General features: G+C 59.2%; 21 protein-coding genes and 2 pseudogenes. 16 read left to right on the top strand and 7 right to left on the bottom strand.

Translation table 11 applies throughout. The features are described 5' to 3' along the window. The first annotated feature begins 49 nt into the window (after window positions 1–49). The 4 genes and pseudogenes from rimJ (at window position 50) to murJ (ending at window position 3,844) form a co-directional block, all read left to right on the top strand. Entirely contained in the window at window positions 50–634 is a 585-nt protein-coding gene (gene rimJ, locus ACORQT_RS13910) for a ribosomal protein S5-alanine N-acetyltransferase (protein WP_033644290.1), read from the top strand. A gap of 9 nt (window positions 635–643) precedes the next feature. Further along, window positions 644–1,288: a YceH family protein gene (locus ACORQT_RS13905; RefSeq protein WP_042784746.1), complete on the top strand. Its 645-nt coding sequence runs from the start codon at window positions 644–646 to the stop codon at window positions 1,286–1,288. Beyond that, complete coding sequence (locus ACORQT_RS13900) at window positions 1,281–2,201, top strand: Gfo/Idh/MocA family protein (RefSeq protein ID WP_163965483.1); 921 nt, start codon at window positions 1,281–1,283, stop codon at window positions 2,199–2,201. Before ACORQT_RS13905 ends, ACORQT_RS13900 begins: the two co-directional genes overlap by 8 nt. 106 nt (window positions 2,202–2,307) lie before the next feature. Then, window positions 2,308–3,844, top strand: a pseudogene (murJ, locus tag ACORQT_RS13895) (murein biosynthesis integral membrane protein MurJ). Window positions 3,845–3,909: 65 nt separating this feature from the next. Here murJ and argS read toward each other — a convergent pair. Continuing rightward, window positions 3,910–5,640 (bottom strand): arginine--tRNA ligase, encoded by a 1,731-nt coding sequence (argS, locus tag ACORQT_RS13890; RefSeq protein ID WP_147880048.1) that lies wholly within the window; start codon window positions 5,638–5,640, stop codon window positions 3,910–3,912. Window positions 5,641–5,840: 200 nt separating this feature from the next. Here argS and ACORQT_RS13885 point away from each other — a divergent pair, with 200 nt between their 5' ends. Together ACORQT_RS13885 and ACORQT_RS13880 are read left to right on the top strand one after the other, a co-directional pair. Continuing rightward, window positions 5,841–5,999 carry a hypothetical protein gene (locus ACORQT_RS13885; protein ID WP_154219869.1) on the top strand — a complete coding sequence of 53 codons (159 nt, stop codon included), beginning with the start codon at window positions 5,841–5,843 and terminating at the stop codon, window positions 5,997–5,999. A 475-nt stretch (window positions 6,000–6,474) separates the two neighbouring features. Further along, window positions 6,475–7,042 (top strand): annotated as a pseudogene (locus ACORQT_RS13880) (VOC family protein). Here the strand turns inward: ACORQT_RS13880 and ACORQT_RS13875 are convergent. Further along, on the bottom strand, window positions 7,039–8,187 hold the full coding sequence (locus tag ACORQT_RS13875) for a MalY/PatB family protein (RefSeq protein WP_164057241.1): 1,149 nt from the start codon (window positions 8,185–8,187) through the stop codon (window positions 7,039–7,041). The pseudogene ACORQT_RS13880 and the gene ACORQT_RS13875 sit on opposite strands and share 4 nt — an antisense overlap. 101 nt (window positions 8,188–8,288) lie before the next feature. Here ACORQT_RS13875 and cutC point away from each other — a divergent pair, with 101 nt between their 5' ends. The 3 genes from cutC to ACORQT_RS13860 all read left to right on the top strand — a co-directional run bounded on the left by cutC (window position 8,289) and on the right by ACORQT_RS13860 (window position 11,723). Continuing rightward, window positions 8,289–9,047, top strand: a complete 759-nt coding sequence (cutC, locus tag ACORQT_RS13870) for a copper homeostasis protein CutC (RefSeq protein WP_033643362.1) — start codon at window positions 8,289–8,291, stop codon at window positions 9,045–9,047. Window positions 9,048–9,477: 430 nt separating this feature from the next. Next, complete coding sequence (locus ACORQT_RS13865; RefSeq protein ID WP_164057247.1) at window positions 9,478–9,882, top strand: hypothetical protein; 405 nt, start codon at window positions 9,478–9,480, stop codon at window positions 9,880–9,882. After that, window positions 9,879–11,723 (top strand): FKBP-type peptidyl-prolyl cis-trans isomerase N-terminal domain-containing protein, encoded by a 1,845-nt coding sequence (locus ACORQT_RS13860; protein ID WP_444859182.1) that lies wholly within the window; start codon window positions 9,879–9,881, stop codon window positions 11,721–11,723. The genes ACORQT_RS13865 and ACORQT_RS13860 overlap by 4 nt, the downstream gene beginning before the upstream one ends. A gap of 36 nt (window positions 11,724–11,759) precedes the next feature. Here ACORQT_RS13860 and cmoB read toward each other — a convergent pair whose 3' ends face one another. The 5 genes from cmoB to ACORQT_RS13835 form a co-directional block, all read right to left on the bottom strand. After that, window positions 11,760–12,731, bottom strand: a complete 972-nt coding sequence (gene cmoB / locus ACORQT_RS13855) for a tRNA 5-methoxyuridine(34)/uridine 5-oxyacetic acid(34) synthase CmoB (protein ID WP_072627505.1) — start codon at window positions 12,729–12,731, stop codon at window positions 11,760–11,762. Continuing rightward, window positions 12,728–13,471, bottom strand: coding sequence for a carboxy-S-adenosyl-L-methionine synthase CmoA (gene cmoA, locus ACORQT_RS13850; RefSeq protein ID WP_042784741.1), 744 nt, complete (start codon window positions 13,469–13,471; stop codon window positions 12,728–12,730). The genes cmoB and cmoA overlap by 4 nt, the downstream gene beginning before the upstream one ends. A gap of 102 nt (window positions 13,472–13,573) precedes the next feature. Further along, window positions 13,574–13,969, bottom strand: coding sequence for an MAPEG family protein (locus ACORQT_RS13845; RefSeq protein ID WP_004932387.1), 396 nt, complete (start codon window positions 13,967–13,969; stop codon window positions 13,574–13,576). Between the two features lie 102 nt (window positions 13,970–14,071). Further along, on the bottom strand, window positions 14,072–14,887 hold the full coding sequence (locus tag ACORQT_RS13840; RefSeq protein ID WP_096242837.1) for a DUF72 domain-containing protein: 816 nt from the start codon (window positions 14,885–14,887) through the stop codon (window positions 14,072–14,074). Between the two features lie 52 nt (window positions 14,888–14,939). Continuing rightward, a complete protein-coding gene (locus ACORQT_RS13835; RefSeq protein ID WP_033643355.1) occupies window positions 14,940–15,518 on the bottom strand; it encodes a hydrolase in 579 nt (192 codons plus the stop codon). Window positions 15,519–15,733: 215 nt separating this feature from the next. Between ACORQT_RS13835 and ACORQT_RS13830 the strand changes: the two genes are divergently transcribed. The 7 genes from ACORQT_RS13830 to ruvB all read left to right on the top strand — a co-directional run bounded on the left by ACORQT_RS13830 (window position 15,734) and on the right by ruvB (window position 21,359). Continuing rightward, window positions 15,734–15,964 (top strand): FmdB family zinc ribbon protein, encoded by a 231-nt coding sequence (locus ACORQT_RS13830; RefSeq protein WP_320204121.1) that lies wholly within the window; start codon window positions 15,734–15,736, stop codon window positions 15,962–15,964. Window positions 15,965–16,038: 74 nt separating this feature from the next. Further along, window positions 16,039–17,823 (top strand): aspartate--tRNA ligase, encoded by a 1,785-nt coding sequence (aspS, locus tag ACORQT_RS13825; RefSeq protein WP_033643354.1) that lies wholly within the window; start codon window positions 16,039–16,041, stop codon window positions 17,821–17,823. Further along, window positions 17,823–18,269, top strand: a complete 447-nt coding sequence (nudB, locus tag ACORQT_RS13820) for a dihydroneopterin triphosphate diphosphatase (RefSeq protein ID WP_042784738.1) — start codon at window positions 17,823–17,825, stop codon at window positions 18,267–18,269. Before aspS ends, nudB begins: the two co-directional genes overlap by 1 nt. A gap of 19 nt (window positions 18,270–18,288) precedes the next feature. Then, window positions 18,289–19,032, top strand: coding sequence for a YebC/PmpR family DNA-binding transcriptional regulator (locus ACORQT_RS13815; RefSeq protein WP_004932370.1), 744 nt, complete (start codon window positions 18,289–18,291; stop codon window positions 19,030–19,032). A gap of 57 nt (window positions 19,033–19,089) precedes the next feature. After that, window positions 19,090–19,611 carry a crossover junction endodeoxyribonuclease RuvC gene (ruvC, locus tag ACORQT_RS13810; protein WP_004932367.1) on the top strand — a complete coding sequence of 174 codons (522 nt, stop codon included), beginning with the start codon at window positions 19,090–19,092 and terminating at the stop codon, window positions 19,609–19,611. 112 nt (window positions 19,612–19,723) lie between these two features. Then, window positions 19,724–20,335 (top strand): Holliday junction branch migration protein RuvA, encoded by a 612-nt coding sequence (gene ruvA / locus ACORQT_RS13805; RefSeq protein ID WP_033643353.1) that lies wholly within the window; start codon window positions 19,724–19,726, stop codon window positions 20,333–20,335. A 19-nt stretch (window positions 20,336–20,354) separates the two neighbouring features. Next, the gene (gene ruvB, locus ACORQT_RS13800) at window positions 20,355–21,359 is read left to right on the top strand and encodes a Holliday junction branch migration DNA helicase RuvB (RefSeq protein ID WP_444859181.1); all 1,005 of its coding nucleotides are present in this window, start codon (window positions 20,355–20,357) and stop codon (window positions 21,357–21,359) included. The last annotated feature ends 46 nt before the right edge of the window (window positions 21,360–21,405 follow it).

Here is a 21,405-nt window from a genome sequence, read left to right as displayed (position 1 = left end):
CTTCCTAATAAATACTTCTTATCGAACCGTTTTGACCGCGGGGGAAATGATGTTCGGCTACCGCTCTGCATCGCCAAAAGTACGTCTTACTACCGACCGGATGGTGGTCCGTTTAGTGCATGAACGGGACGCCTATCGTCTGGCGGACTATTATGCCGAGAACCGGACCTTTCTCAAACCCTGGGAGCCGGTGCGCGATGAAAGCCATTGTTATCCGTCCGGCTGGCAGGCGCGCCTGGGGATGATCGCTGAAATGCAAAAGCAGGGCAGCGCCTACTATTTTATCCTGCTCGATCCGGAAGAGCAGGAAGTCCGCGGCGTGGCGAACTTCAGCAACGTGTTGCGCGGTTCGTTTCACGCCTGTTTCCTCGGTTATTCGCTGGGGGAGAAATGGCAGGGGCAGGGGTTGATGTTCGAAGCCTTGCAGTCCGCCATCCGCTATATGCTGCGCCAACAGCGCATGCACCGCATCATGGCCAACTATATGCCGCATAACCAGCGCAGCGGCGCATTGCTGACGCGTCTGGGATTCGAACGCGAAGGTTACGCCAAAGATTACCTGCTGATCGACGGCAAGTGGCAAGACCACGTTTTGACGGCATACACCAATAAAGAGTGGCTACCCCCACGTTGAGGCCAAACGATGAAATATGAATTGAACGCCAAAGAGGCCCGGGTCATCGGCTGCCTGTTGGAAAAACAGGTGACGACGCCGGACCAATACCCGCTTTCGCTTAACGCCATTACCCTGGCGTGTAACCAAAAGACCAACCGCGAGCCGGTGATGGATCTGAGCGAAAGCGAGGTGCAGCAACTCCTCGATCTGTTGCTGCGCAAACATTTCCTGCGCACCCTCAGCGGGTTCGGCAATCGGGTCGTGAAATACGAGCAGCGATTTTGCAATTCCGAGTTTGGCCAGCTTAAGCTCTCTCCCGCCGAACTGGCGGTGATCGCCACCTTACTGCTGCGCGGCGCGCAAACGCCGGGCGAGCTGCGCACGCGCACCAACCGAATGCACGAGTTCAGCGATGTCAGCGAGGTCGAACAGGTGCTGCAGCAGTTGACCACGCGCGAAGACGGCCCGTTCGTAGTGCGCCTGGCGCGCGAGCCGGGCAAGCGCGAAAGCCGCTTCATGCATCTGTTCAGCGGGCCAATCGATGAGGCGCCGCCGGCGCTCGAGTCGGAGATCGACGGTGAATTGAGCGCCAGGGTCAGCGCGTTGGAAAACGACGTGGCGGAGCTGAAACGGCAGGTGCAGCAACTGTTGGCGAGGGAAACGCATGACTAAATTGCGCGTGGGCGTGGTGGGGCTGGGCAGCATCGCGCAGAAGGCCTACCTGCCGATCCTCAGTCAGGCGGCGGACTGGACGCTGGTGGGCGGCTTCTCGCCTAATCAACAGAAAGCGCAGCCGCTGTGCGACAGCTACCGCATGGCCTGTTTCCCTCGGCTGGACAGCTTGGCCGAACAGTGCGATGCGGTCTTTGTCCACAGCAGCACCGCCAGCCATTTTTCGGTCATTGGCGAGCTGCTTAACCGTGGCGTACATGTTTACGTCGATAAGCCGCTGGCGGAAACGCTGGAGCAGGGCGAGCAGTTGCTTGAGCTGGCCGAGCGGCGGGGCAAAACGCTGATGGTGGGGTTCAACCGCCGTTTCGCGCCGCTTTACCGCCAACTCAAGCAGCAAATGAATCAGCCCGCCTCCATTCGCATGGATAAACATCGGGCGGACAGCGTCGGCCCTCACGATCTGCGCTTTACCCTGCTGGATGACTATCTGCACGTGGTGGACACCGCCCTGTGGCTGGCGGGCGGAGGCGAGCAACTGCTGAGCGGCAGCGTGCGCGCCAACGCTGCAGGCGAAATGCTGTACGCCGAGCACCACTTCGCCTGTGGCGATACGCTGGTGACGACCAGTATGCATCGCCGCGGCGGCAGCCAGCGCGAAAGCGTGCAGGCGGTGACAGACGGCGCGCTGTATCAGTTGACCGATATGCGCCACTGGCTGCGCGAAGATGCGCAGGGCGAGTTGGAACAGCCGGTGCCGGGTTGGCAAAGCACGCTGGTGCAACGCGGTTTCGACGGGGCGGTGCGGCATTTCCTCTGCGCCGTCGCCAATCAGAGCGCGCCGGAAACCGGCGGCGAGCAGGCGCTGGTTGCGCAGCGGGTGGTCGAGCGTTTGTTACGCGATAACTCTATGTAACATATGGCGGTAGCTATTCTTTTCCGGATGCGTAAACTGAGCCGATTGTTTCACTGACGCCTGCTGTTGCAGGCGTTGATATTTACGGTACCTATCAGACAACCACATGAACCTACTCAAATCCTTGGCTGCCGTCAGCTCGATGACGATGTTTTCGCGGGTGTTGGGCTTTGCCCGCGATGCGATCGTCGCGCGCGTGTTCGGGGCCGGCATGGCAACGGACGCCTTCTTCGTGGCGTTCAAACTTCCTAACCTGCTGCGTCGTATCTTTGCCGAAGGCGCATTTTCGCAGGCTTTCGTGCCGATCCTGGCGGAATATAAGAGCCAGCAGGGCGAGGAAGCGACGCGCACCTTTATCGCCTATGTCTCCGGGCTGTTGACGTTGGTGCTGGCGGTGGTGACGGTGCTGGGGATGCTGGCCGCGCCCTGGGTGATCTATATCACTGCGCCGGGCTTTACCGATACGCCCGACAAGTTTGCGCTGACGTCGGCGCTGCTGCGCATTACCTTCCCCTATATTCTATTGATTTCGCTGGCCTCGCTGGTGGGGGGCGATCCTCAATACCTGGAACCGTTTCTCGATCCCGGCCTTTGCGCCAACGCTGCTTAACGTCAGCATGATCGGCTTCGCGCTGTTCGCCGCGCCGTATTTCCACCCGCCGGTGCTGGCGCTGGCGTGGGCGGTGGTGGTCGGCGGCGTGCTGCAACTGGGCTATCAGCTGCCGCACCTGCGCAAGATCGGCATGCTGGTGCTGCCGCGCATCAAATTGGGCGACGCCGGGGTCTGGCGGGTGATGCGCCAGATGGGGCCGGCGATCCTTGGGGTGTCGGTCAGCCAAATCTCGCTGATCATCAACACGATCTTCGCATCGTTCCTGGTGTCCGGCTCGGTGTCCTGGATGTACTATGCCGACCGCCTGATGGAGTTTCCTTCCGGCGTGCTGGGCGTGGCATTGGGCACCATCCTGCTGCCGTCGCTGGCCAAAAGCTTCTCGAGCGGCAACCACGACGAGTATTCGCGCCTGATGGATTGGGGGCTGCGCCTGTGCTTTCTGCTGGCGCTGCCGAGCGCCATCGCGCTGGGTATTTTGGCCAAACCGTTGACCGTCTCGCTGTTCCAGTACGGCAAGTTCAGCGCCTTTGACGCGGCGATGACGCAACGCGCGCTGGTGGCTTACTCGGTGGGGCTGATGGGGCTGATCGTGGTTAAGGTGCTGGCGCCGGGCTTTTATTCGCGTCAGGACATCAAAACCCCGGTCAAGATCGCCATCATTACGCTGATCATGACGCAGGTGATGAACCTGGCGTTTATCGGTCCGCTGAAGCATGCCGGCCTGGCGCTGTCGATCGGTTTGGCGGCCTGCCTGAACGCCGCGCTGCTGTATTGGCAGCTGCGCAAGCAGAAAATCTTCCAGCCACAGCCGGGTTGGGCGCTGTTCCTCACCAAGCTGGTGATTGCCGTGCTGGTGATGTCGGCCGTGCTGATTGGCTTGATGTGGCTGATGCCGGCCTGGGATCAGGGCAACATGCTGGAGCGTTTGCTGCGCTTGGCGGCGGTGGTGGTGGCCGGTGTGGTAGCCTACTTCGGCGTGCTGGCCGGGTTGGGTTTCCGCCCGCGTGATTTCGCGCGCCGGGTCGTCTGAGCCGAGTGAAAGCGTAAAAAAAAGGTCGCCACGGCGACCTTTTTTGCTTTTCTGCGCGGCGCGGTTTACATGCGCTCGACGGTTTCGATGCCCAGCGTATCCAGGCCGGTTTTCAGCGTTTTGGCGGTCAGCAGCGCCAGCTTCAGGCGGCTCTGACGGGCTTCTTCGCTGTCGGCGTTCAGGATCTGGCAGTGCTCGTAGAAGCCGGAGAACAAGCCGGCCAGATCGTACAGGTAGCTGCACATGACGTGCGGCGTGCCTTCACGCGCGACGGCGGTGAGCACCTCTTCGAACTGCAGCAGGCGAGTGGCCAGCGCAATTTCACGCTCTTCGGTCAGGGTCAGCGGCAGCGTCAGGCTGCTTTCGTCGATCCCGGCGCGTTTGAATACCGATGCCACACGGGTATAGGCGTATTGCATATAAGGCGCGGTATTGCCTTCGAAGGCCAGCATGTTATCCCAGTCGAAAACATAGTCGGTGGTGCGGCTTTTCGACAGATCGGCGTATTTCACCGCGCCGATACCGACCACGCGAGCGATGGTCTTCATTTCGTCTTCCGGCATGTCCGGGTTTTTGCCGGCGATCAACTGTTCGGCGCGTTCGATGGCTTCATCCAGCAGATCGGAGAGCTTCACGGTGCCGCCTGAGCGGGTTTTGAACGGCTTGCCGTCTTTGCCCAGCATCATGCCGAACATGTGATGTTCCAGCGAGACGGACTCCGGCACATAACCGGCTTTGCGCACGATGGTCCAGGCCTGCATCAGGTGCTGATGCTGGCGGGAATCGATGTAATACAGCACGCGATTGGCGCCCAGGGTCTCGTAGCGATACTTGGCGCAGGCGATATCGGTGGTGGTGTAGAGGTAGCCGCCATCCTTTTTCTGGATGATGACGCCCATCGGGTCGCCGTCCTTGTTCTGGTATTCGTCGAGGAACACCACGGTGGCGCCTTCGCTTTCCACCGCCAGCCCTTTGGCTTTCAGATCGGCGACGATGCCCGGCAGCATCGCGTTATACAGGCTTTCGCCCATCACGTCGTCTTCGGTCAGCGTGACGTTCAGGCGGTTATAGGTCAGCTGGTTTTGCGCCATGGTGATGTCGACCAGCTTGCGCCACATTTTCAGGCAGTATTGATCGCCGCCCTGCAGCTTCACGACGTAAGCGCGTGCGCGCTCGGCGAACTCGGCGTCTTCATCGTAATGCTTCTTGGCTTCGCGGTAGAACTGCTCGAGATCGGACAAGCCCATATCGCTGGCGTTTTCATTCTGCATTTTTTCCAGGTAGGCAATCAGCATGCCGAACTGGGTGCCCCAGTCGCCGACGTGGTTGGCGCGGATCACTTTATGGCCCAGAAACTCCTGAGTACGCGCTGCGGCGTCGCCGATGATGGTGGAGCGCAGGTGGCCGACGTGCATTTCTTTCGCCACGTTCGGCGCGGAATAGTCGATAACGATGGTTTGCGGTTCAACCGGCGCAATGCCCAATTTCGGTGCGTTCAGCACCTGGTCGGCCTGGCGGGCGACCCAGTCGCTGTTCAGGAAGATATTGATAAAGCCGGGGCCGGCGATTTCCACTTTACTGGCGACGTCGCCGAGATCCAGCAGTTGCACCACTTTTTCCGCCAGCTGACGGGGCGGCATGCTCAGCTTTTTGGCGACTGACATCACGCCGTTGGCCTGGTAATCACCAAACTGCGCCTTGGCGGATGGGCGGACCTGCGCTTCGCAATCGGCTGGCGCGCCAGCTGCGATCAGCGCCTGGCTGACTTTATCTGAAAGAAGAACCTGAATATTCACCGGGTTACCTTAATGACGAACGAGGGGCCGAAACCAGCCCCCGAGGGATTCAACGGTGGTGGCCAACGGCGCGCGGGCGGCGGCGACCTCCACAAAACAGCCTGCAATTGTAACCGATCTGAGGGAGCCCGTCAGCAGTTGGCGCGACCGCAGCGATGAAACAGTTGCGGAGGCGCGCGTTATTGCCGTGGGGATAAAAGATGGACAACCGAGAGAAGATATACGGTGGAAAAAATGAGGGGCTAGCGTTTTTTATTGCGGCGACCGGAATCCAGCGTATTGGTGCTGCGAGATTTAAAATGACGGTAGATGGCGTATACGGCGATAATTATCAACACCAAGGATATCGTCAGCAATAACATAATGATCATCTCTAATTTAAATTTCCCCCAAAGTAGCCGAGTTGAGTGGGTGAATCAATTGCCCGGCATTAAATTAAGATAATCCTTACTTTTTCATCATTTTTTGTGCGGCATTCTCTTTGTTTACAATTGGTTAAGCTTGTGGTTTTGTGTGACTTATATAAGTGGGCGAGGTTTGATTAAGCGCAAAAAATCAATCGATTTGGCCCGCAGGTGGCGGAGGGTTTTGTGCAAAATAACTTAAATTTTACTGTCATAAGGAAATGATATAATGGATTGCGAAAAATCCTATTTTTTATTTAATTGCCGAATTAATAAGCTGCCATCTTAATAAGCGCTGGGTTTTTCGTCCTCCATCCAGAACCGAAAATTATGCTGTACTGCCGCTGAAAAATCTCGCCACTCTGGCGAGCGCCGTCGCCACCGTGTAAATTACGGCGTTTAACTTTGCGCTCGTTGTTTTGAGGTTTCTATGACCAATCCCTTGCAGGCCATTGCCGAGCTTGACGATCTGAGGCTCGACCTGCCGCGTTTCGAGCAGGCGTTGCAACAATTCGCCGCCAGATTGCAGCTTGACCTGTCCTCGTTTACCGCCGATCACATTTCCTTGCGCTGTCACCAGAACGCTACCGCCGAACGCTGGCGCCAGGGATTGATGCAGTGCGGGACACTGTTGTCCGAATCGATGATCAACGGGCGGCCTATCTGTCTGTTTGATTTACAGCAGCCGCTGGCCGTGGGGCCGTGGCGGATAGATTGCGTCGAGCTGCCGTATCCCGGGGAGAAACGGTATCCGCATGAAGGGTGGGAACATGTCGAGCTAGTGCTGAGCGGCGATCCGCAGACGTTGCACGCCCGCGCGTTGAGCCATCTCGCTGATGAAGCGTTGCTGGCGCCGGGGATCAAACTGGAAGCAAAGCTCGCCAAAAGGCGAGGGCGAGCGGTTGCCGAACCCGACGCTGGCCATCACCGATGGAACGGTCACGATCAAGTTTCATCCTTACTCCATTCGGGACATTGTCGCCAGCGAGCAAGACTAGTCGAACAGCGTGGCGCAGGCCCGCGCCATGCGATCGAGCGCTTCATCGAGCAGAGCCCGCCGGCAACCGAAGTTCAGTCGTACAAAGCGCCGATCGCCAAAATCCAAACCGGCGCTTAATCCAACGCCCGCACGCTCGAAGAACTGATGCGGATTGTCTACCGGCAATGCGCCGCAGTCGATCCAGGCCAAATAGGTGGCTTCAATCGGCAACAACCTCAATCCCGGCATGGCGTTGATGCGCTCTGTCACCCGATCGCGATTGGCGCGCAGATAAATCAACTGCTCGTCCAGCCAGGGTTGCCCGTATTGATAGGCCGCTTGGGCGGCGACCAGCGCCAGCAGATTGACCTCCGGCACGATGCCGCTGCGCGCACGTTTCAGCTTTTGTCGCAGCGCCTCATTAGGGACGATCGCCATCGAGGCGCCCAGCCCGGCGAGATTAAACGCCTTTGACGGCGACATCAGCGTTACGCTGCGCTGGGCCGCGTCTTCGCTCAGGGTGGCGAAAGGAATATGCCGTGCGCCGGGTTCAAGCAGCAATTCGCAGTGGATTTCATCCGAACAGACGATTAAATCGTGCTCGCGGGCGAACTGATGGTGCTGCGACAGCTCTTCTCGACGATAAACGGTGCCTCCGGGATTTTGCGGGTTGCACAGCAGCAGGAGCTTCTCATTGCCGCTGAGCTGCCCATGCAGCGCGGAAAAATCCAGCACCCAACGTTGGCCTGTTGCCGCCAGCGGTACCGAGAGGTGCTTGCGCCCGGCGAATTTGGCCGCTTTGCGAAATGGCGGATAAATGGGGCTGGGCGCGAGCGTGCTCTGATGGTCTTCGGTGAAGGCGCGCACGCACAGGTTCAAGCCGCACACCAGGCCGGGCAGGAAAAGGATCCATTCAGGCTTGATGTGCCAGCGGTAGCGCTCTACCATGCGGCGGGTAAAAACCTCAAGAAGATCGGGGGATGGGTGCGTGTAGCCGAACACGCCGTGCGCCACGCGCCGCTGCAAGGCGTCGATGACCGCCGGCGGGGAGGCGAAGTCGCTGTCGGCGACCCACAGCGGAATGATGTCGCTGTCGCGATATTTATCCCACTTAACGCTGTCACTGTGACTGCGGTCTACCCATTGATCAAAATTGAATGCCATAGTTACAACCCTGAGCCGGTTTATGCCTAAGCATGAGCCTACGTGAGAAATGAAGAAATGAACAATTGCCGCCGTATGTTGGCCGTTATCTGGGGGTGACAATGATAAAACTGGAAGTTTGTTGCTTTAGCGTCGACTGCGCGCTAACGGCCGAACGGGCGGGCGCCGATCGTATCGAGTTATGCGCCAGCCAGAGCGAGGGCGGATTGACGCCGAGTTATGGCACGCTGCGTTTGGCGCGGGAACGGGTTTCGATTCCGGTTCATCCGATCGTACGCCCTCGCGGTGGCGATTTCTGTTATGGCGCGGTGGATTTCGAGGTGATCAAGCAGGATATCCGCCAGATCCGCGAGTTGGGATTCCCCGGCGTGGTCGTCGGCATGCTGGACGAAGAAGGGCATATCGATCTGCCGCGGATGCGCGAGGTAATGACGTTGTGCGAGGGGATGGCCGTCACGTTCCATCGCGCATTCGACATGTGTCAAAACCCGATGGTGGCGCTGGAGCAACTAACCGACCTGGGCGTGGCGCGCATTCTGACTTCCGGTCAACAGCAGAGCGCCGAACTGGGCCTGCCGCTGTTGCGTGATTTGCGTCAGGCCAGCCAGGGCCCGGTGATCATGGCGGGCGCCGGCGTGCGTCTGAGCAATTTGCACAAGTTTGTCGATATCGGCCTGCATGAATTGCACAGCTCTTCCGGCCATCTGGTGCCATCGACCATGCGTTATCGCAAGGCGGGGGTCACCATGTGTTCCGATAACGAGTTTGACGAATTTAGCCATTATTGCGTGGATGGCGAAATGGTGGAGGCGATGAAAAACGCGCTGGCCTTGGTTGACCCCTTGGCGCAAAGCGCATAAACACGCAGCTAACCGCGTTTGATAACCGGTTTCCGGGCCGTAAGACCCCTTTGCGTGTCACTGGCCTTCGGTGATCACGCAAGTACCAGACCCCGGCGTTTTGCCGGGGCTTTTTTTATGCCTTGTTAAGACACTGCGCCCATTCCTGCACTGTTGCTCGCTCGGTCAGGCGCCATCTCTTCTCTTGCGCTCGTCATGCCCTGCTGATAAGTTTGTGAGTTAAAATCCTTTAAATATCATAATATTAAATGATTTTTTGGTATGTATTGGCGTGGTGAATGATTTGCGCTCTGCCGTTCATCACCGCGTCTGCATTTTATACCTGATCACCGCCGGTTTTTATGGCCGGAACATCACAGCACCAATGAGGAGAGCCGTCGGCGCAGCCACAGAGCACGTCGACGGCGGACTTTACAAGGAGATAACGATAATGACCCGAACGGCACACTGTTTGACCGCTGCGCTTTTGCTGACCTTGGCCCTGACCGGCTGCCAGACCACCAAGCGGCCTGTTTCTACCTTAAATAAGCCCCCCAGCGCAGAAGAAATTGCGGAGCAAGACAAACGGCAACGTGAGGCCGAACGCATGCAGCAGTGCCAGCGCGAGCTGGATGCCATGCGCGGCATGGATAACGAAAAATACCAAAAATTCAAACGCGAATTCGATGCTTTGATGGGCGGCGCCGCGCAGTATGCCGGGGTGCGTCAGCGGGTCAACACGGGGACGCAGGAAACCGTTGACGCCCTGTATCGTTATCGCACCAGCCGTCTGTGCGCAGACATCAGTTCTGCCATGATGACCGGTCTGGCTGAGCGTGGAGAGCGCACCCAATGACCCCGCGTGCGAGAAAGGCGTTACTGAGCCTGATGATACCGTTGGCGTTTGCGCCGGCGGTGGCCGCTGCGGATGACGATGTGCCGGCGTTATTGCAGTTTGCCGAGCGCTACCAGCAACAGGATGCACCGGCGGCTGACGCCGCGGTTACCCCGCCCCGGGAAATCCAAAAGCCGGCGTCCCGGCCGGTTCAACTTCGTGAAACGGCTGCGCAGAGAAAGCAACTGACGCAGTTGCAAAAGGCGCTGCGTGAGAAAGAGACTCGACTGGAACAACAGCAAGCCGCTATTCAATCACTGCAGCAGGAGCTGACCGCGTTGCGCGTCGCGTCTTCCCTGGCGGTTGCCGATAAACCGGCTCCGGCGCCCGATCTGAGCGCGTTGAGCGACTTTGCCAGCGGCGTGCGACAGGCGCTGAACCTGACGCCGCAGGAGCGTAAGGCTCAGGCGCAAATCACCGAGGCGCAAGCGGCGTTAGCGCGGCAAAAGCAGCAAACCGAGGAGCGGGATCGACGCATCGCATCGCTGGAGCAACGGTTGGCGGCGTTGCCAAAACAGTCTGATAACGCGCAGCAACAGGTTTGGCAGGAGAAACTGGCGGCGGCGCAGGCTGCCAACGATAAAGCGCGCCAGCGTTATGAACAGGACCGAAAAGCGGCCGCCGCTGAACTGGAACAGCAGAAGGCCGAAGCCGCCAAGGCGCTAGGGGCACTGCAACAGCAGCTGACGCAGTTGCAAAAAGAGCAGGAAAGCCAACGCCAGCAGGGTGGGCAGCAAGAGAAAAACCTGAAGATGGCGCTCGAGCAGCAAAAGGCCGAGGCCGCCAAAACGGCGGGCGAACTTCAGCAGCAGTTGGCAGCGCTGCAAAAAGAGCGTGATGACCAACGCCAGCAGGCCGAGCAGCAAGAGAAAAAACTGAAGATGGCGCTGGAGCAGCAAAAGGCCGAGGCCGCCAAAGCGGCGGGTGAACTTCAGCAGCAGCTGGCGCAGCTGCAGGAAAAAAACAAGACGCAAACCGAGCAGGCTAAGGCGCTGGAACAGCGTCTGGCGGCGCTGACGGCGGAAAGCGCGCAGGCTGCGCAGCAACGGGATAAAGCGGCGCAACAGGCAAATAAAACGGCGACGGAGCTGGCGGCCGCGCATCAGGCGCAGCAAGCCTTGCGTGAGGAACTGGACGGGCTGAGATCGCGGGCCAAATGGCTGCCGGATAGGCAAGCGCTGAAGAAAAAGCCGGAGCAACAGAGCTATGCCGCCGGTGTCGCTTTGGGACGCGATATTCAAACAATGCTGGCGGAACGTAAAAATTGGGGTATCACGCCCGACAAAACCGCGCTGCTGGCGGGCGTGATCGATACCTTCAACGGCCATTACCAGTTGAGCGATGCGCAGTTGACCAGCGCACTGGCGGAGTCGGAAAAAGCGGTGAACGACGCCAGAAACCAGGCGGCGAAGACGCAGACCAGCAAAGGTGAGGCCTTCGTCGCCGAGTTCCAAAAGAAGAAGGGCACGCAGAAGTCGCCTTCCGGTTTCTGGTATCGCATCGATTATGCGGGTGATGAGGCCATTACGGAAAACGCGCGGGTGGATATCGTGGTGAAAGAAAGTTTAACCGACGGTCGCGTGATTCAGGATATGGATCGCAGTGGGAAGGTGATGTCCCAGCCGCTCTCCGCCTATCCGCCGTTGTTCCGCGAGGCTATCGGCCATCTGAAAAATCACGGCTCGCTGACGATGGTGGTGCCGCCGGCGTTGGCGTACGGTGAAACTGGCTATGCGCCGCAGATCCCGCCAAACGCGACGATGGTTTATGAACTGCGGATTGTCGATGTCAGTAACGGGTGAAGGCGGGCCGGCGCAGGCCGGCCCGATTAGCGTGCGCTAGGGCTTTTTGGCGGTCAGCACGGCGCGCAGCGGCGCCGGATAGCCTTCGACCGTTTTGCTGCGATCGTTCGGATCGAGGAATTCGGCCAACGATTCGCTGGTCATCCAGTCAGTGCGTCGCTGCTCTTCGAGGCTGGTGACGCACATATCGGCGATCTTCACGTCGACAAAGCCGCACTTCTCCAGCCAGCATTTCAGCGCTTCGGCGGAAGGGATGAAATACACGTTGCGCATCTGCGCATAACGATCGCCCGGCACCAGCACCTGGTGACGGTCGCCTTCCACCACCAGCGTTTCCAGCACCAGCTCACCTTCAGCCACCAGCTGATTTTTCAGCTGATGGAGATGATCGAGCGGCGAGCGGCGATGATACAGCACCCCCATCGAGAACACGGTGTCGAACGCCGCCAGATCCGGCAACTGCTCGATGCCGAGTGGCAGCAGATGGGCGCGCTGATCGCCGCCCAACAGTTTGCGCACGGCTTCAAACTGGCACAGGAACAGCTGCATCGGATCGATACCCACGGCGAAGTGTGCGCCGGCGCCAATCATGCGCCACAGGTGATAGCCGCTGCCACAGCCGACGTCGAGAATGGTGCGGCCGGCCAGCGGAGAAATGTGCGGCAGTACGCGATCCCATTTCCAATCGGAATGCCATTCGGTATCGATATCGATGCCATACAGCGAGAAGGGCCCTTTGCGCCACGGCATCAGGGTGCGCAGCATTTTCTCGATGCCTTCAAGCTGGCCCGGCGACAGCCCCGGCTCCATCTCGGCGCGCACGCCGTGCAGCAGATCGAGACGGGTGGGAGTCAGCGTCGGCAAATGCTCTACCGAGTTGAACCACTGCTTGAATTTGCCGTGCAGCGATTCTCGCTGCCAGGCGCTCAGCTGAGCGGGCAGCGTATCCAGCCAGTGGCTGAGGGGGCTCTTGGCAATGCGCTGATAGAAGTCACCAAACTCGATCATTGCGCATCCCCCGCTTTCAGAGCGATCAATGAACCGAAGTTGAAGCACTGGAACCACACTTCGGCATGCTCGAATCCGGCCTGTTGCAGACGCGCCTTGTGCGCTTCCACCGAGTCGGTCAGCATCACGTTTTCCAGCATGCTGCGTTTTTGGCTGATCTCCAGCTCGCTGTACCCGTTGGCGCGCTTGAAATCGTGGTGCATGTTGAACAGCAGCTCGCCGACTTCGGCGTCTTCAAAGCTGAACTTTTCCGACAGCACCAGTGCGCCGCCCGGGCGCAGGCCACGATAAATTTTTTCCAGCAGGCGCAGGCGATCGGCAGGTTCGAGGAACTGCAGCGTAAAGTTCAGCACCACCATCGAGGCGTCTTCGATGTCGATGTCGCGAATATCGGCTTCGATGACGTCTACCGGCGTGTCGGCGCGGAAGGCGTCGATATGGCGGCGGCAACGTTCCACCATCGCCGGCGAATTGTCGACGGCAACGATAGTGCAGTCGGGCACCCTGATATTCCGCCGCATCGACAGCGTCGCCGCGCCCAGCGAGCAGCCCAGGTCATACACCCGGCTGTCGGGTTGCACAAAACGTTCGGCCAGCATGCCGATCATCGAGATGATGTTGGAATAGCCGGGAACGGAGCGTTGGATCATGTCGGGAAACACTTCGGCGACGCGTTCGTCGAAGGTCCAGTCGCCCAGTTTGGCGATGGGGGCTGAGAAAAGAGTATCGCGGTTTGGCATAGCGGCAAATCAGTTCAGAATTCGAAGCTGCGTAGTCTAACAGAAAAGCGTAAAAAAGCGGAGCGGAAGCAGGCGGCGCGGCCGCCTGATGATAAAACGGGATCAATGCAGGCTGAAAATCAGATCCCAGGGCAGATAGAAGATATTTGCCAGAACCATCAACAACAAAGAGATGTAGGTCGCGGCCATGCCCGAACGACGCCAGCGAACCTCGCGGTTGCGCAAACCGTAGTAATGCACCAGTCGCCCGGCCATCAGCATCAGGCCGCAAAGGTGGATCATCCATATTTCCGCGCCGTTCATTTCCATAATCACCAGCAATACAGCAGCGATAGGAATGTATTCAACGGCGTTGCCATGCACGCGGATGGCGGTCTGCAATTCGTAAAAACCGCCGTCGCCGTAGGCTACGCGGTACTGCATCCTTAATCTGACAACGTCATAAGAGAGTTTGATCAACAACAATGCGCCGAGCACCACATAAAGCGCGCTTACCATTTTTAACTCCGTTCCCTAACCAAAACTGGCAGCCAGCATCATAGCCGTCATTGTATTCACTGTCGCGGGGAAATATTTGATGTTATTGGTCAGATTAATAGGTCAAAACAGTGCATCTTGCTCTGGCCAGTCCGGCGGCGCAGGCAAATCGGGGATCGCCCGGCGAAGCTGCTGCCAAATTTTTTGCGCTTGCTGGGGTGAATCGCCGTTGTCCGGCGTATGAATAAACAGATACGGTTGATGCTGTTGCTGCCACAGCGGCAGTTTTTGCTGCCAGGCTTCGAACCAGCGCAGGTTGTCGGCCAATTGGTCGCCGCCGATAAAGCGCACCAGCGGTTGGTCGGCGGTGACTAACGCGTGCACCGGCAGCTTCGGTTTTTTCTGCTGGGCATCGCGCACGGCGGCGGTATTAGGGGCGGCGTGATGCACCGGGCGGCTGTCGAGGATCACCCGATTGATGCCGCGCTGATGCAGCCCCTGATTCAACGCGCGCTCTTCCTCGCCTTTGGCGAAAAATGCCGGATGACGCACTTCGACGCCGTAAGTGAACTCCTGCGGCAGGCTTTCGAAGAACTGCCACATGCGCGGCAGCTCATCGGGGCCGAAGGCGGCTGGCAACTGCAGCCACAATTGCCCGATGCGTTGATGCACCGGGCTCAGGCAGTGGTAAAACGCCTGCAGCTCGGCGGCGCAGTTGCGCAGGGCGGCCTTATGGCTGATGTCCGACGGGAATTTGAAGCAAAAGCGAAAATCGTCGCCGGTCATGTCGCGCCAGCGCTGCACGATTTCCAGCTTCGGCAGCGCATAGAAGGTGGTGTTGCCCTCCACACAGTTGAAGTAGCGGCTGTAATCCGCCAAGTCGCGCAGCCCGATACGGTTCCAGGCTGCATGTTGCCACTGTGGCAGTCCGATGTAGATCACGGCTTGTCTTCCTTTACTTGTGCTTGGCTTATCAGGCTACAACTTAACGTTACCGGTCGAGCGCGGCAAGAATTTCGCCGGTGTCGCGCACCCGCGCCAAACGCGGGAAGATGTGTTCGAACGCGAAACGGTGCATTTCCGCGTTCTGCGCGCTGCAGACGTCTTCGGCGATCACCAGCTCATAGCCGTGTTCCCAGGCGGCGCGGGCGGTGGATTCCACGCCGATATTGGTGGATATGCCGCCCAAGACTACGGATTTGATGCCGCGACGGCGCAGCTGCAAGTCCAGATCGGTGCCGTAGAAGGCGCCCCATTGGCGCTTGGTGATCAGAATATCGCTGTCGCAGACCGCCAGCGGCGCGGGGAACTCCCACCAGGTGGCCGGCAAACCGCCGGCGGGCGCGGGAGCCGGTTTATCCACCGGTTGTTTCAGCGCCTCGGCGAAGGAGTCTGACCAACCGACTCGCACCAACAGCACCGGCGCGCCCAGCATGCGAAAACGCGCGGCCAGCAGGGCGGCGTTCGCCACCACCTGGTCGGCGCCGTGCGGGCCGCCGGCGTAGGGCAGAATGCCGTTTTGCAAATCGATCAGCACCAGAGCGGTGGTTTGAGCGTCAAGTTTCAGCATGGATTTCATCTCGTTGCGAAGTGGATAAAAACTGTTCGGCGCGTCGGGCGAGCTGCGTTCGGCGCAAAACCGGGGGAGAATCAGGCTACGTGAAAAAACTGTCGCAGGTTAATGGGAAATTTGTTAACCGATGTGTTGATTCGAACAAAAACGCGCCATTTAGTGCAGTAACAATGCTGTGTTCGCACTTATCGGGCGGATGAATTTCCTTTATAATGACTCCCTTTTTTCAACACTCTTTAATCCAACGACCTATGCCGATTTATGAATATGCATGTGGTGCTTGCAACCATCGGTTAGAGAAATTGCAAAAATTTTCCGATGCGCCGCTGGCAGACTGCCCGGCGTGTGGGCAGCCCGCGTTGACCAAGTTGATTTCATCTTCCGGTTTCCAGCTTAAGGGCACCGGCTGGTATGCGACGGATTTTAAACCGGGTAACAAGTAGAATTTATCAGATAACAGCCGCGCGACAGGGGCGCAGTAGCCCGGCGCGGCATCGGCTGTGTAAAAGGATAGCGTATGCGTACTGAATATTGCGGGCAGTTGAATCTGTCCCACGTGGGCCAGGAAGTCACTCTGTGTGGTTGGGTCAATCGTCGTCGCGATCTCGGCGGCCTGATCTTTATTGATATGCGCGACCGCGAAGGCATCGTGCAGGTGTTCTTCGATCCGGACGAGAAAGTGGCGTTCGACAAGGCCTACGACCTGCGCAATGAGTTCTGCATCCAGATCGTCGGCACCGTGCGTGCGCGTCCGGACAGCCAGATCAATAAAGATATGGCCACCGGCGAAGTGGAAGTGTTTGCCCACGCGCTCGAGATCATCAACCGCTCCGAGCCGCTGCCGCTGGACTCCAACCAGGTCAACAGCGAAGAAGCGCGCCTGAAATACCGCTACCTGGATCTGCGCCGCCCGGAAATGGCCGAGCGTCTGAAGACCCGCGCCAAAATCACCAGCTTCGTGCGCCGCTTCATGGACAGCCACGGCTTCCTCGACATCGAAACGCCGATGCTGACCAAAGCGACGCCGGAAGGCGCCCGCGATTACCTGGTGCCGAGCCGCGTGCACAAGGGCAAATTCTACGCGTTGCCGCAGTCTCCGCAGCTGTTTAAACAGCTGCTGATGATGTCCGGCTTCGATCGTTACTATCAGATCGTCAAATGCTTCCGTGACGAAGACCTGCGTGCGGACCGTCAGCCTGAATTTACCCAGATCGACGTCGAAACCTCCTTCATGACCGCCGACCAGGTGCGTGAAGTGATGGAGAAACTGGCGCGTGAACTGTGGCTGGACGTGAAGGGTGTGGATCTGGGCGATTTCCCGGTCATGACCTTCGCCGAAGCGATGCGTCGCTTTGGTTCCGATAAGCCGGACCTGCGTAACCCGCTGGAGCTGGTGGACGTGGCTGACCTGGTCAAGGACGTCGAGTTCAAAGTGTTCTCCGGCCCGGCCAACGACGCCAAAGGCCGCGTGGCGGCGATCCGCGTACCGGGCGGCGCACAGCTGACCCGCAAGCAGATCGACGAGTACGGCGCTTTCGTCAACATCTACGGCGCGAAAGGCCTGGCCTGGCTGAAGGTCAACGACCGCGCCGCCGGCATGGAAGGCGTGCAGAGCCCGATCGCCAAATTCCTCAGCGCGGAAGTGCTGGAAGCTGTCCTGGCGCGTACCGACGCGCAGACCGGTGACATCCTGTTCTTCGGCGCAGACAGCTTCAAGATTGTCACCGATGCGATGGGCGCGCTGCGCCTGAAGCTGGGGCGCGATCTGGGGCTGACCCAACTCGACAGCTGGGCGCCGCTGTGGGTGGTCGACTTCCCGATGTTCGAAGAAGACGAAGAGGGCGGCCTGGCGGCGATGCACCACCCGTTCACCTCGCCGCGCGACATGAGCCCGGAAGAGCTGGCCGCAGCGCCGGTCAACGCTATCGCCAACGCTTATGACATGGTCATCAACGGTTACGAAGTGGGCGGCGGTTCGGTGCGTATTCACCGCAGCGAAATGCAGCAGACGGTATTCAGCATTCTGGGCATCGACGAACACGAACAGCGCGAGAAGTTCGGCTTCCTGCTGGACGCGCTGAAGTACGGCACGCCGCCGCACGCCGGCCTGGCCTTCGGCCTGGACCGTCTGGTGATGCTGCTGACCGGCACCGACAATATCCGCGACGTGATTGCCTTCCCGAAAACCACCGCGGCGGCCTGTCTGATGACCGACGCCCCGAGCTTCGCCAACCCGGCGTCGCTGCAGGAGCTGGCGATCAGCGTGGTAAAGAAAGCCGGTGCGGAACAAGAGAGCGAGTGATGAGTTATAAGCGCCCTGAATCTATCCTGGTAGTGATTTACGCGAAATCCAGTGGTCGGGTGCTGATGTTACAGCGGCGCGACGATATCGAGTTCTGGCAGTCGGTCACCGGCAGTCTGGAGCAGGATGAGTCGCCACCGCATGCCGCGCGGCGTGAAGTCATGGAAGAAGTCGGCATCGATATCGAAGCAGAGCACCTGCCGTTGTTCGATTGCCAACGCTGCGTGGAGTTTGAACTCTTTGTCCATTTGCGACATCGCTATGCGCCGGGAACCACGCGCAATAAAGAGCACTGGTTCTGTCTGGCGTTGCCCGAGGAGCGCGATCCGGTGATTACCGAGCATCACGCTTACCAATGGCTTGAGGCGGCCGAGGCCGTGAAGTTGACCAAGTCGTGGAGCAATCAGCAGGCGATTGAAGAGTTCGTGATCAATTCAGTCCAGTAGTTTTTTTCGGAGATTTTTTATGGCAGGTCATAGTAAGTGGGCCAACACAAAGCACCGTAAAGCGGCGCAGGACGCCAAGCGCGGTAAAATTTTCACCAAGATTATTCGTGAGCTGGTCACTGCCGCGAAGCTGGGCGGCGGCGATCCGGATTCCAACCCGCGTCTGCGCGCGGCGATGGACAAGGCGCTGTCGAACAACATGACGCGCGACACCATGAACCGGGCGATCGCGCGTGGCGTGGGCGGCGATGATGATACCAACATGGAAACCATCATCTACGAAGGCTACGGCCCTGGCGGCACCGCCGTCATGATTGAATGCCTGAGTGACAACCGTAACCGCACCGTGGCGGAAGTGCGTCACGCCTTCACCAAATGCGGCGGCAACCTGGGTACCGACGGTTCCGTTGCCTACCTGTTCACCAAGAAGGGCGTAATCACTTACGCACCGGGCCTGGATGAAGACAGCGTGATGGAAGCGGCGCTGGAAGCCGGTGCGGAAGACATCGTGACCTATGACGATGGCGCCATCGACGTGTTCACCGCCTGGGAAAGCCTGGGCGCGGTGAAAGACGCGCTGACCGCGGCAGGCTTCGAAGCCGAAGCGGCGGAAGTGTCGATGATCCCATCGACCAAGGCCGACATGGACGCGGAAACGGCGCCTAAGCTGCTGCGCCTGATCGATATGCTGGAAGACTGCGACGACGTGCAGGAAGTTTACCATAACGGTGAGATCTCCGACGAAGTGGCGGCGACGCTGTAATCCGGTAAAACGGGCGCCGCCATCAGGCGGCGCCGTGCATGCAAGGTGGATGTAGATATGGCGATCATACTCGGTATCGATCCCGGCTCACGCGTCACCGGCTATGGCCTTATCCGCCAGCAGGGGCGCCAGTTGAGCTATATCGCCAGCGGCTGCATCCGCACGGTGGTGGACGACATGCCGACGCGGCTGAAGCTGATTTACGCCGGCGTCAGCGAGATCATCACCCAGTTTCAGCCCGACTTCTTCGCCATCGAACAGGTGTTTATGGCCAAGAACCCGGATTCGGCGCTCAAGCTCGGCCAGGCGCGCGGCGTCGCGATCGTCGCGGCGGTGAATCAGAATCTGGAAGTGTTCGAGTATGCGGCGCGGCAGGTCAAACAAACCGTGGTCGGCACCGGCGCAGCCGAAAAGGCGCAGGTGCAGCACATGGTGCGCTCGCTGCTCAAACTCTCGGCCAACCCGCAGGCGGACGCCGCCGACGCCCTGGCTATCGCCATCACCCACTGCCACCTCAGCCAGAACGTGCTGCGGATGAGCGAAGGGCGGCTTAACCTGGCGCGCGGGCGTTTGCGCTGACGCGAAGCGATGATTGCTCAGGCTGGATATTCATCCAGCCTTTTTTATGTTATAAGCTTTACCAGCAACGGCATGGCAGGGCGCCATGCCCGGTCATTCTGCAGGAGGGTAAATGATAGGTCGTCTCAGAGGAAATATTCTGGAAAAGCAGCCGCCGCTAGTGTTATTGGAGGCGAACGGCGTGGGCTATGAAGTGCACATGCCGATGACCTGCTTTTACGAGCTGCCGGAACTGGGGCAAGAGGCCATCGTGTTTACCCACTTCGTGGTGCGCGAAGACGCGCAGCTGCTGTATGGTTTCAACGATAAGCAAGAGCGCGCGCTGTTCCGCGAGCTGATCAAGGTCAACGGCGTCGGGCCGAAACTGGCGCTCGCGATCCTGTCCGGCATGTCCGCGCAGCAGTTCGTCAGCGCGGTGGAGCGTGAAGAGATCACCGCGCTGGTCAAGCTGCCGGGCGTGGGCAAGAAAACCGCCGAACGCCTGGTGGTAGAGATGAAAGACCGCTTCAAAGGGCTCAACGGCGATCTGTTCAACAGCAGCGAGATCAGCTTGCCGTCCGCCGCTGAGAAAGCGCCTGAGGCGGATGCGGAGGCCGAAGCGGTCTCGGCATTGGTGGCGCTGGGCTATAAGCCGCAGGAAGCCAGCCGCATGGTCAGCAAAATTGCCAAACCGGGTGCCGACTGCGAGACCCTGATCCGCGACGCGTTGCGCGCTGCTTTGTAAGGCCGCTAAGAGGTAGATAATGATTGAAGCCGATCGCCTGATCTCCGCCGAACCGCTCAACGAGGAAGAAGTCCTCGATCGCGCCATTCGTCCCAAGCTGCTGACCGAATATGTGGGCCAGCCGCACGTGCGCGAGCAGATGGAGATTTTCATCCAGGCGGCCAAGCAGCGCGGCGACGCGCTCGACCACCTGCTGATCTTCGGTCCGCCGGGGCTGGGGAAAACCACCCTGGCCAACATCGTGGCCAACGAAATGGGCGTGAATTTGCGTACCACCTCCGGCCCGGTGCTGGAGAAGGCGGGCGATCTGGCGGCGATGCTGACCAACCTTGAACCGCATGACGTGTTGTTCATCGATGAGATTCACCGCCTGTCACCGGTGGTGGAAGAGGTGCTGTATCCGGCGATGGAAGACTATCAGCTGGATATCATGATCGGCGAAGGGCCGGCGGCGCGTTCGATTAAGCTCGATCTGCCGCCGTTTACCTTGGTGGGTGCAACCACCCGCGCCGGTTCGCTGACCTCACCGCTGCGCGATCGCTTCGGCATTGTCCAGCGGCTGGAGTTTTATCAGGTGGCGGATCTGCAGCACATCGTCTCGCGCAGCGCCGGCTGCCTGGGGCTGGAGCTGTCCGACGAGGGCGCCCATGAGGTAGCCCGCCGCGCGCGCGGCACGCCGCGTATCGCCAACCGTCTGTTGCGCCGGGTGCGCGACTTCGCCGAAGTGCGCGCCAACGGCGTGATCAGCGGCGCGGTGGCGGCGCAGGCGCTCGATATGCTTAACGTCGATGCCGAAGGCTTCGACTATATGGATCGCAAACTGCTGTTGGCGATTATCGACAAGTTTACCGGCGGCCCGGTCGGGTTGGATAACCTGGCGGCGTCGATCGGCGAAGAGCGCGAGACCATCGAAGACGTGATCGAACCGTTCCTGATCCAGCAGGGCTTTATCCAGCGCACGCCGCGCGGCCGTCTGGCGACGCAGCACGCCTACCGGCATTTCGGCCTCGAACGCGAAGCGTAAGTTTTTAATCCGCCAATAAGAAAGGGCCGCAGATGCGGCCCTTGTC

The organism is Serratia sp. (in: enterobacteria), assembly GCF_052400455.1.
Taxonomy (GTDB): Bacteria; Pseudomonadota; Gammaproteobacteria; order Enterobacterales; family Enterobacteriaceae; genus Serratia; species Serratia ureilytica.
The sequence above is the reverse complement of the archived record's forward strand: the minus strand, read 5'-3'. Positions and strand labels throughout refer to the sequence as shown.

Excerpts from the sequence above, each read along its gene's own strand:
- ACORQT_RS13875 (WP_164057241.1), bottom strand. The coding sequence starts at position 8,187 with ATGGCATTCAATTTTGATCAATGGGTAGACCGCAGTCACAGTGACAGC.
- ruvC (WP_004932367.1), top strand. The coding sequence starts at position 19,090 with ATGGCGATCATACTCGGTATCGATCCCGGCTCACGCGTCACCGGCTAT.
- aspS (WP_033643354.1), top strand. The coding sequence starts at position 16,039 with ATGCGTACTGAATATTGCGGGCAGTTGAATCTGTCCCACGTGGGCCAG.
- ACORQT_RS13830 (WP_320204121.1), top strand. The coding sequence starts at position 15,734 with ATGACTCCCTTTTTTCAACACTCTTTAATCCAACGACCTATGCCGATT.
- ACORQT_RS13900 (WP_163965483.1), top strand. The coding sequence starts at position 1,281 with ATGACTAAATTGCGCGTGGGCGTGGTGGGGCTGGGCAGCATCGCGCAG.
- nudB (WP_042784738.1), top strand. The coding sequence starts at position 17,823 with ATGAGTTATAAGCGCCCTGAATCTATCCTGGTAGTGATTTACGCGAAA.
- cutC (WP_033643362.1), top strand. The coding sequence starts at position 8,289 with ATGATAAAACTGGAAGTTTGTTGCTTTAGCGTCGACTGCGCGCTAACG.
- ruvA (WP_033643353.1), top strand. The coding sequence starts at position 19,724 with ATGATAGGTCGTCTCAGAGGAAATATTCTGGAAAAGCAGCCGCCGCTA.
- ACORQT_RS13865 (WP_164057247.1), top strand. The coding sequence starts at position 9,478 with ATGACCCGAACGGCACACTGTTTGACCGCTGCGCTTTTGCTGACCTTG.
- ACORQT_RS13885 (WP_154219869.1), top strand. The coding sequence starts at position 5,841 with ATGGACAACCGAGAGAAGATATACGGTGGAAAAAATGAGGGGCTAGCG.
- ACORQT_RS13835 (WP_033643355.1), bottom strand. The coding sequence starts at position 15,518 with ATGCTGAAACTTGACGCTCAAACCACCGCTCTGGTGCTGATCGATTTG.
- ACORQT_RS13905 (WP_042784746.1), top strand. The coding sequence starts at position 644 with ATGAAATATGAATTGAACGCCAAAGAGGCCCGGGTCATCGGCTGCCTG.
- cmoB (WP_072627505.1), bottom strand. The coding sequence starts at position 12,731 with ATGATCGAGTTTGGTGACTTCTATCAGCGCATTGCCAAGAGCCCCCTC.
- ruvB (WP_444859181.1), top strand. The coding sequence starts at position 20,355 with ATGATTGAAGCCGATCGCCTGATCTCCGCCGAACCGCTCAACGAGGAA.
- rimJ (WP_033644290.1), top strand. The coding sequence starts at position 50 with ATGTTCGGCTACCGCTCTGCATCGCCAAAAGTACGTCTTACTACCGAC.
- ACORQT_RS13815 (WP_004932370.1), top strand. The coding sequence starts at position 18,289 with ATGGCAGGTCATAGTAAGTGGGCCAACACAAAGCACCGTAAAGCGGCG.
- ACORQT_RS13860 (WP_444859182.1), top strand. The coding sequence starts at position 9,879 with ATGACCCCGCGTGCGAGAAAGGCGTTACTGAGCCTGATGATACCGTTG.
- cmoA (WP_042784741.1), bottom strand. The coding sequence starts at position 13,471 with ATGCCAAACCGCGATACTCTTTTCTCAGCCCCCATCGCCAAACTGGGC.
- ACORQT_RS13845 (WP_004932387.1), bottom strand. The coding sequence starts at position 13,969 with ATGGTAAGCGCGCTTTATGTGGTGCTCGGCGCATTGTTGTTGATCAAA.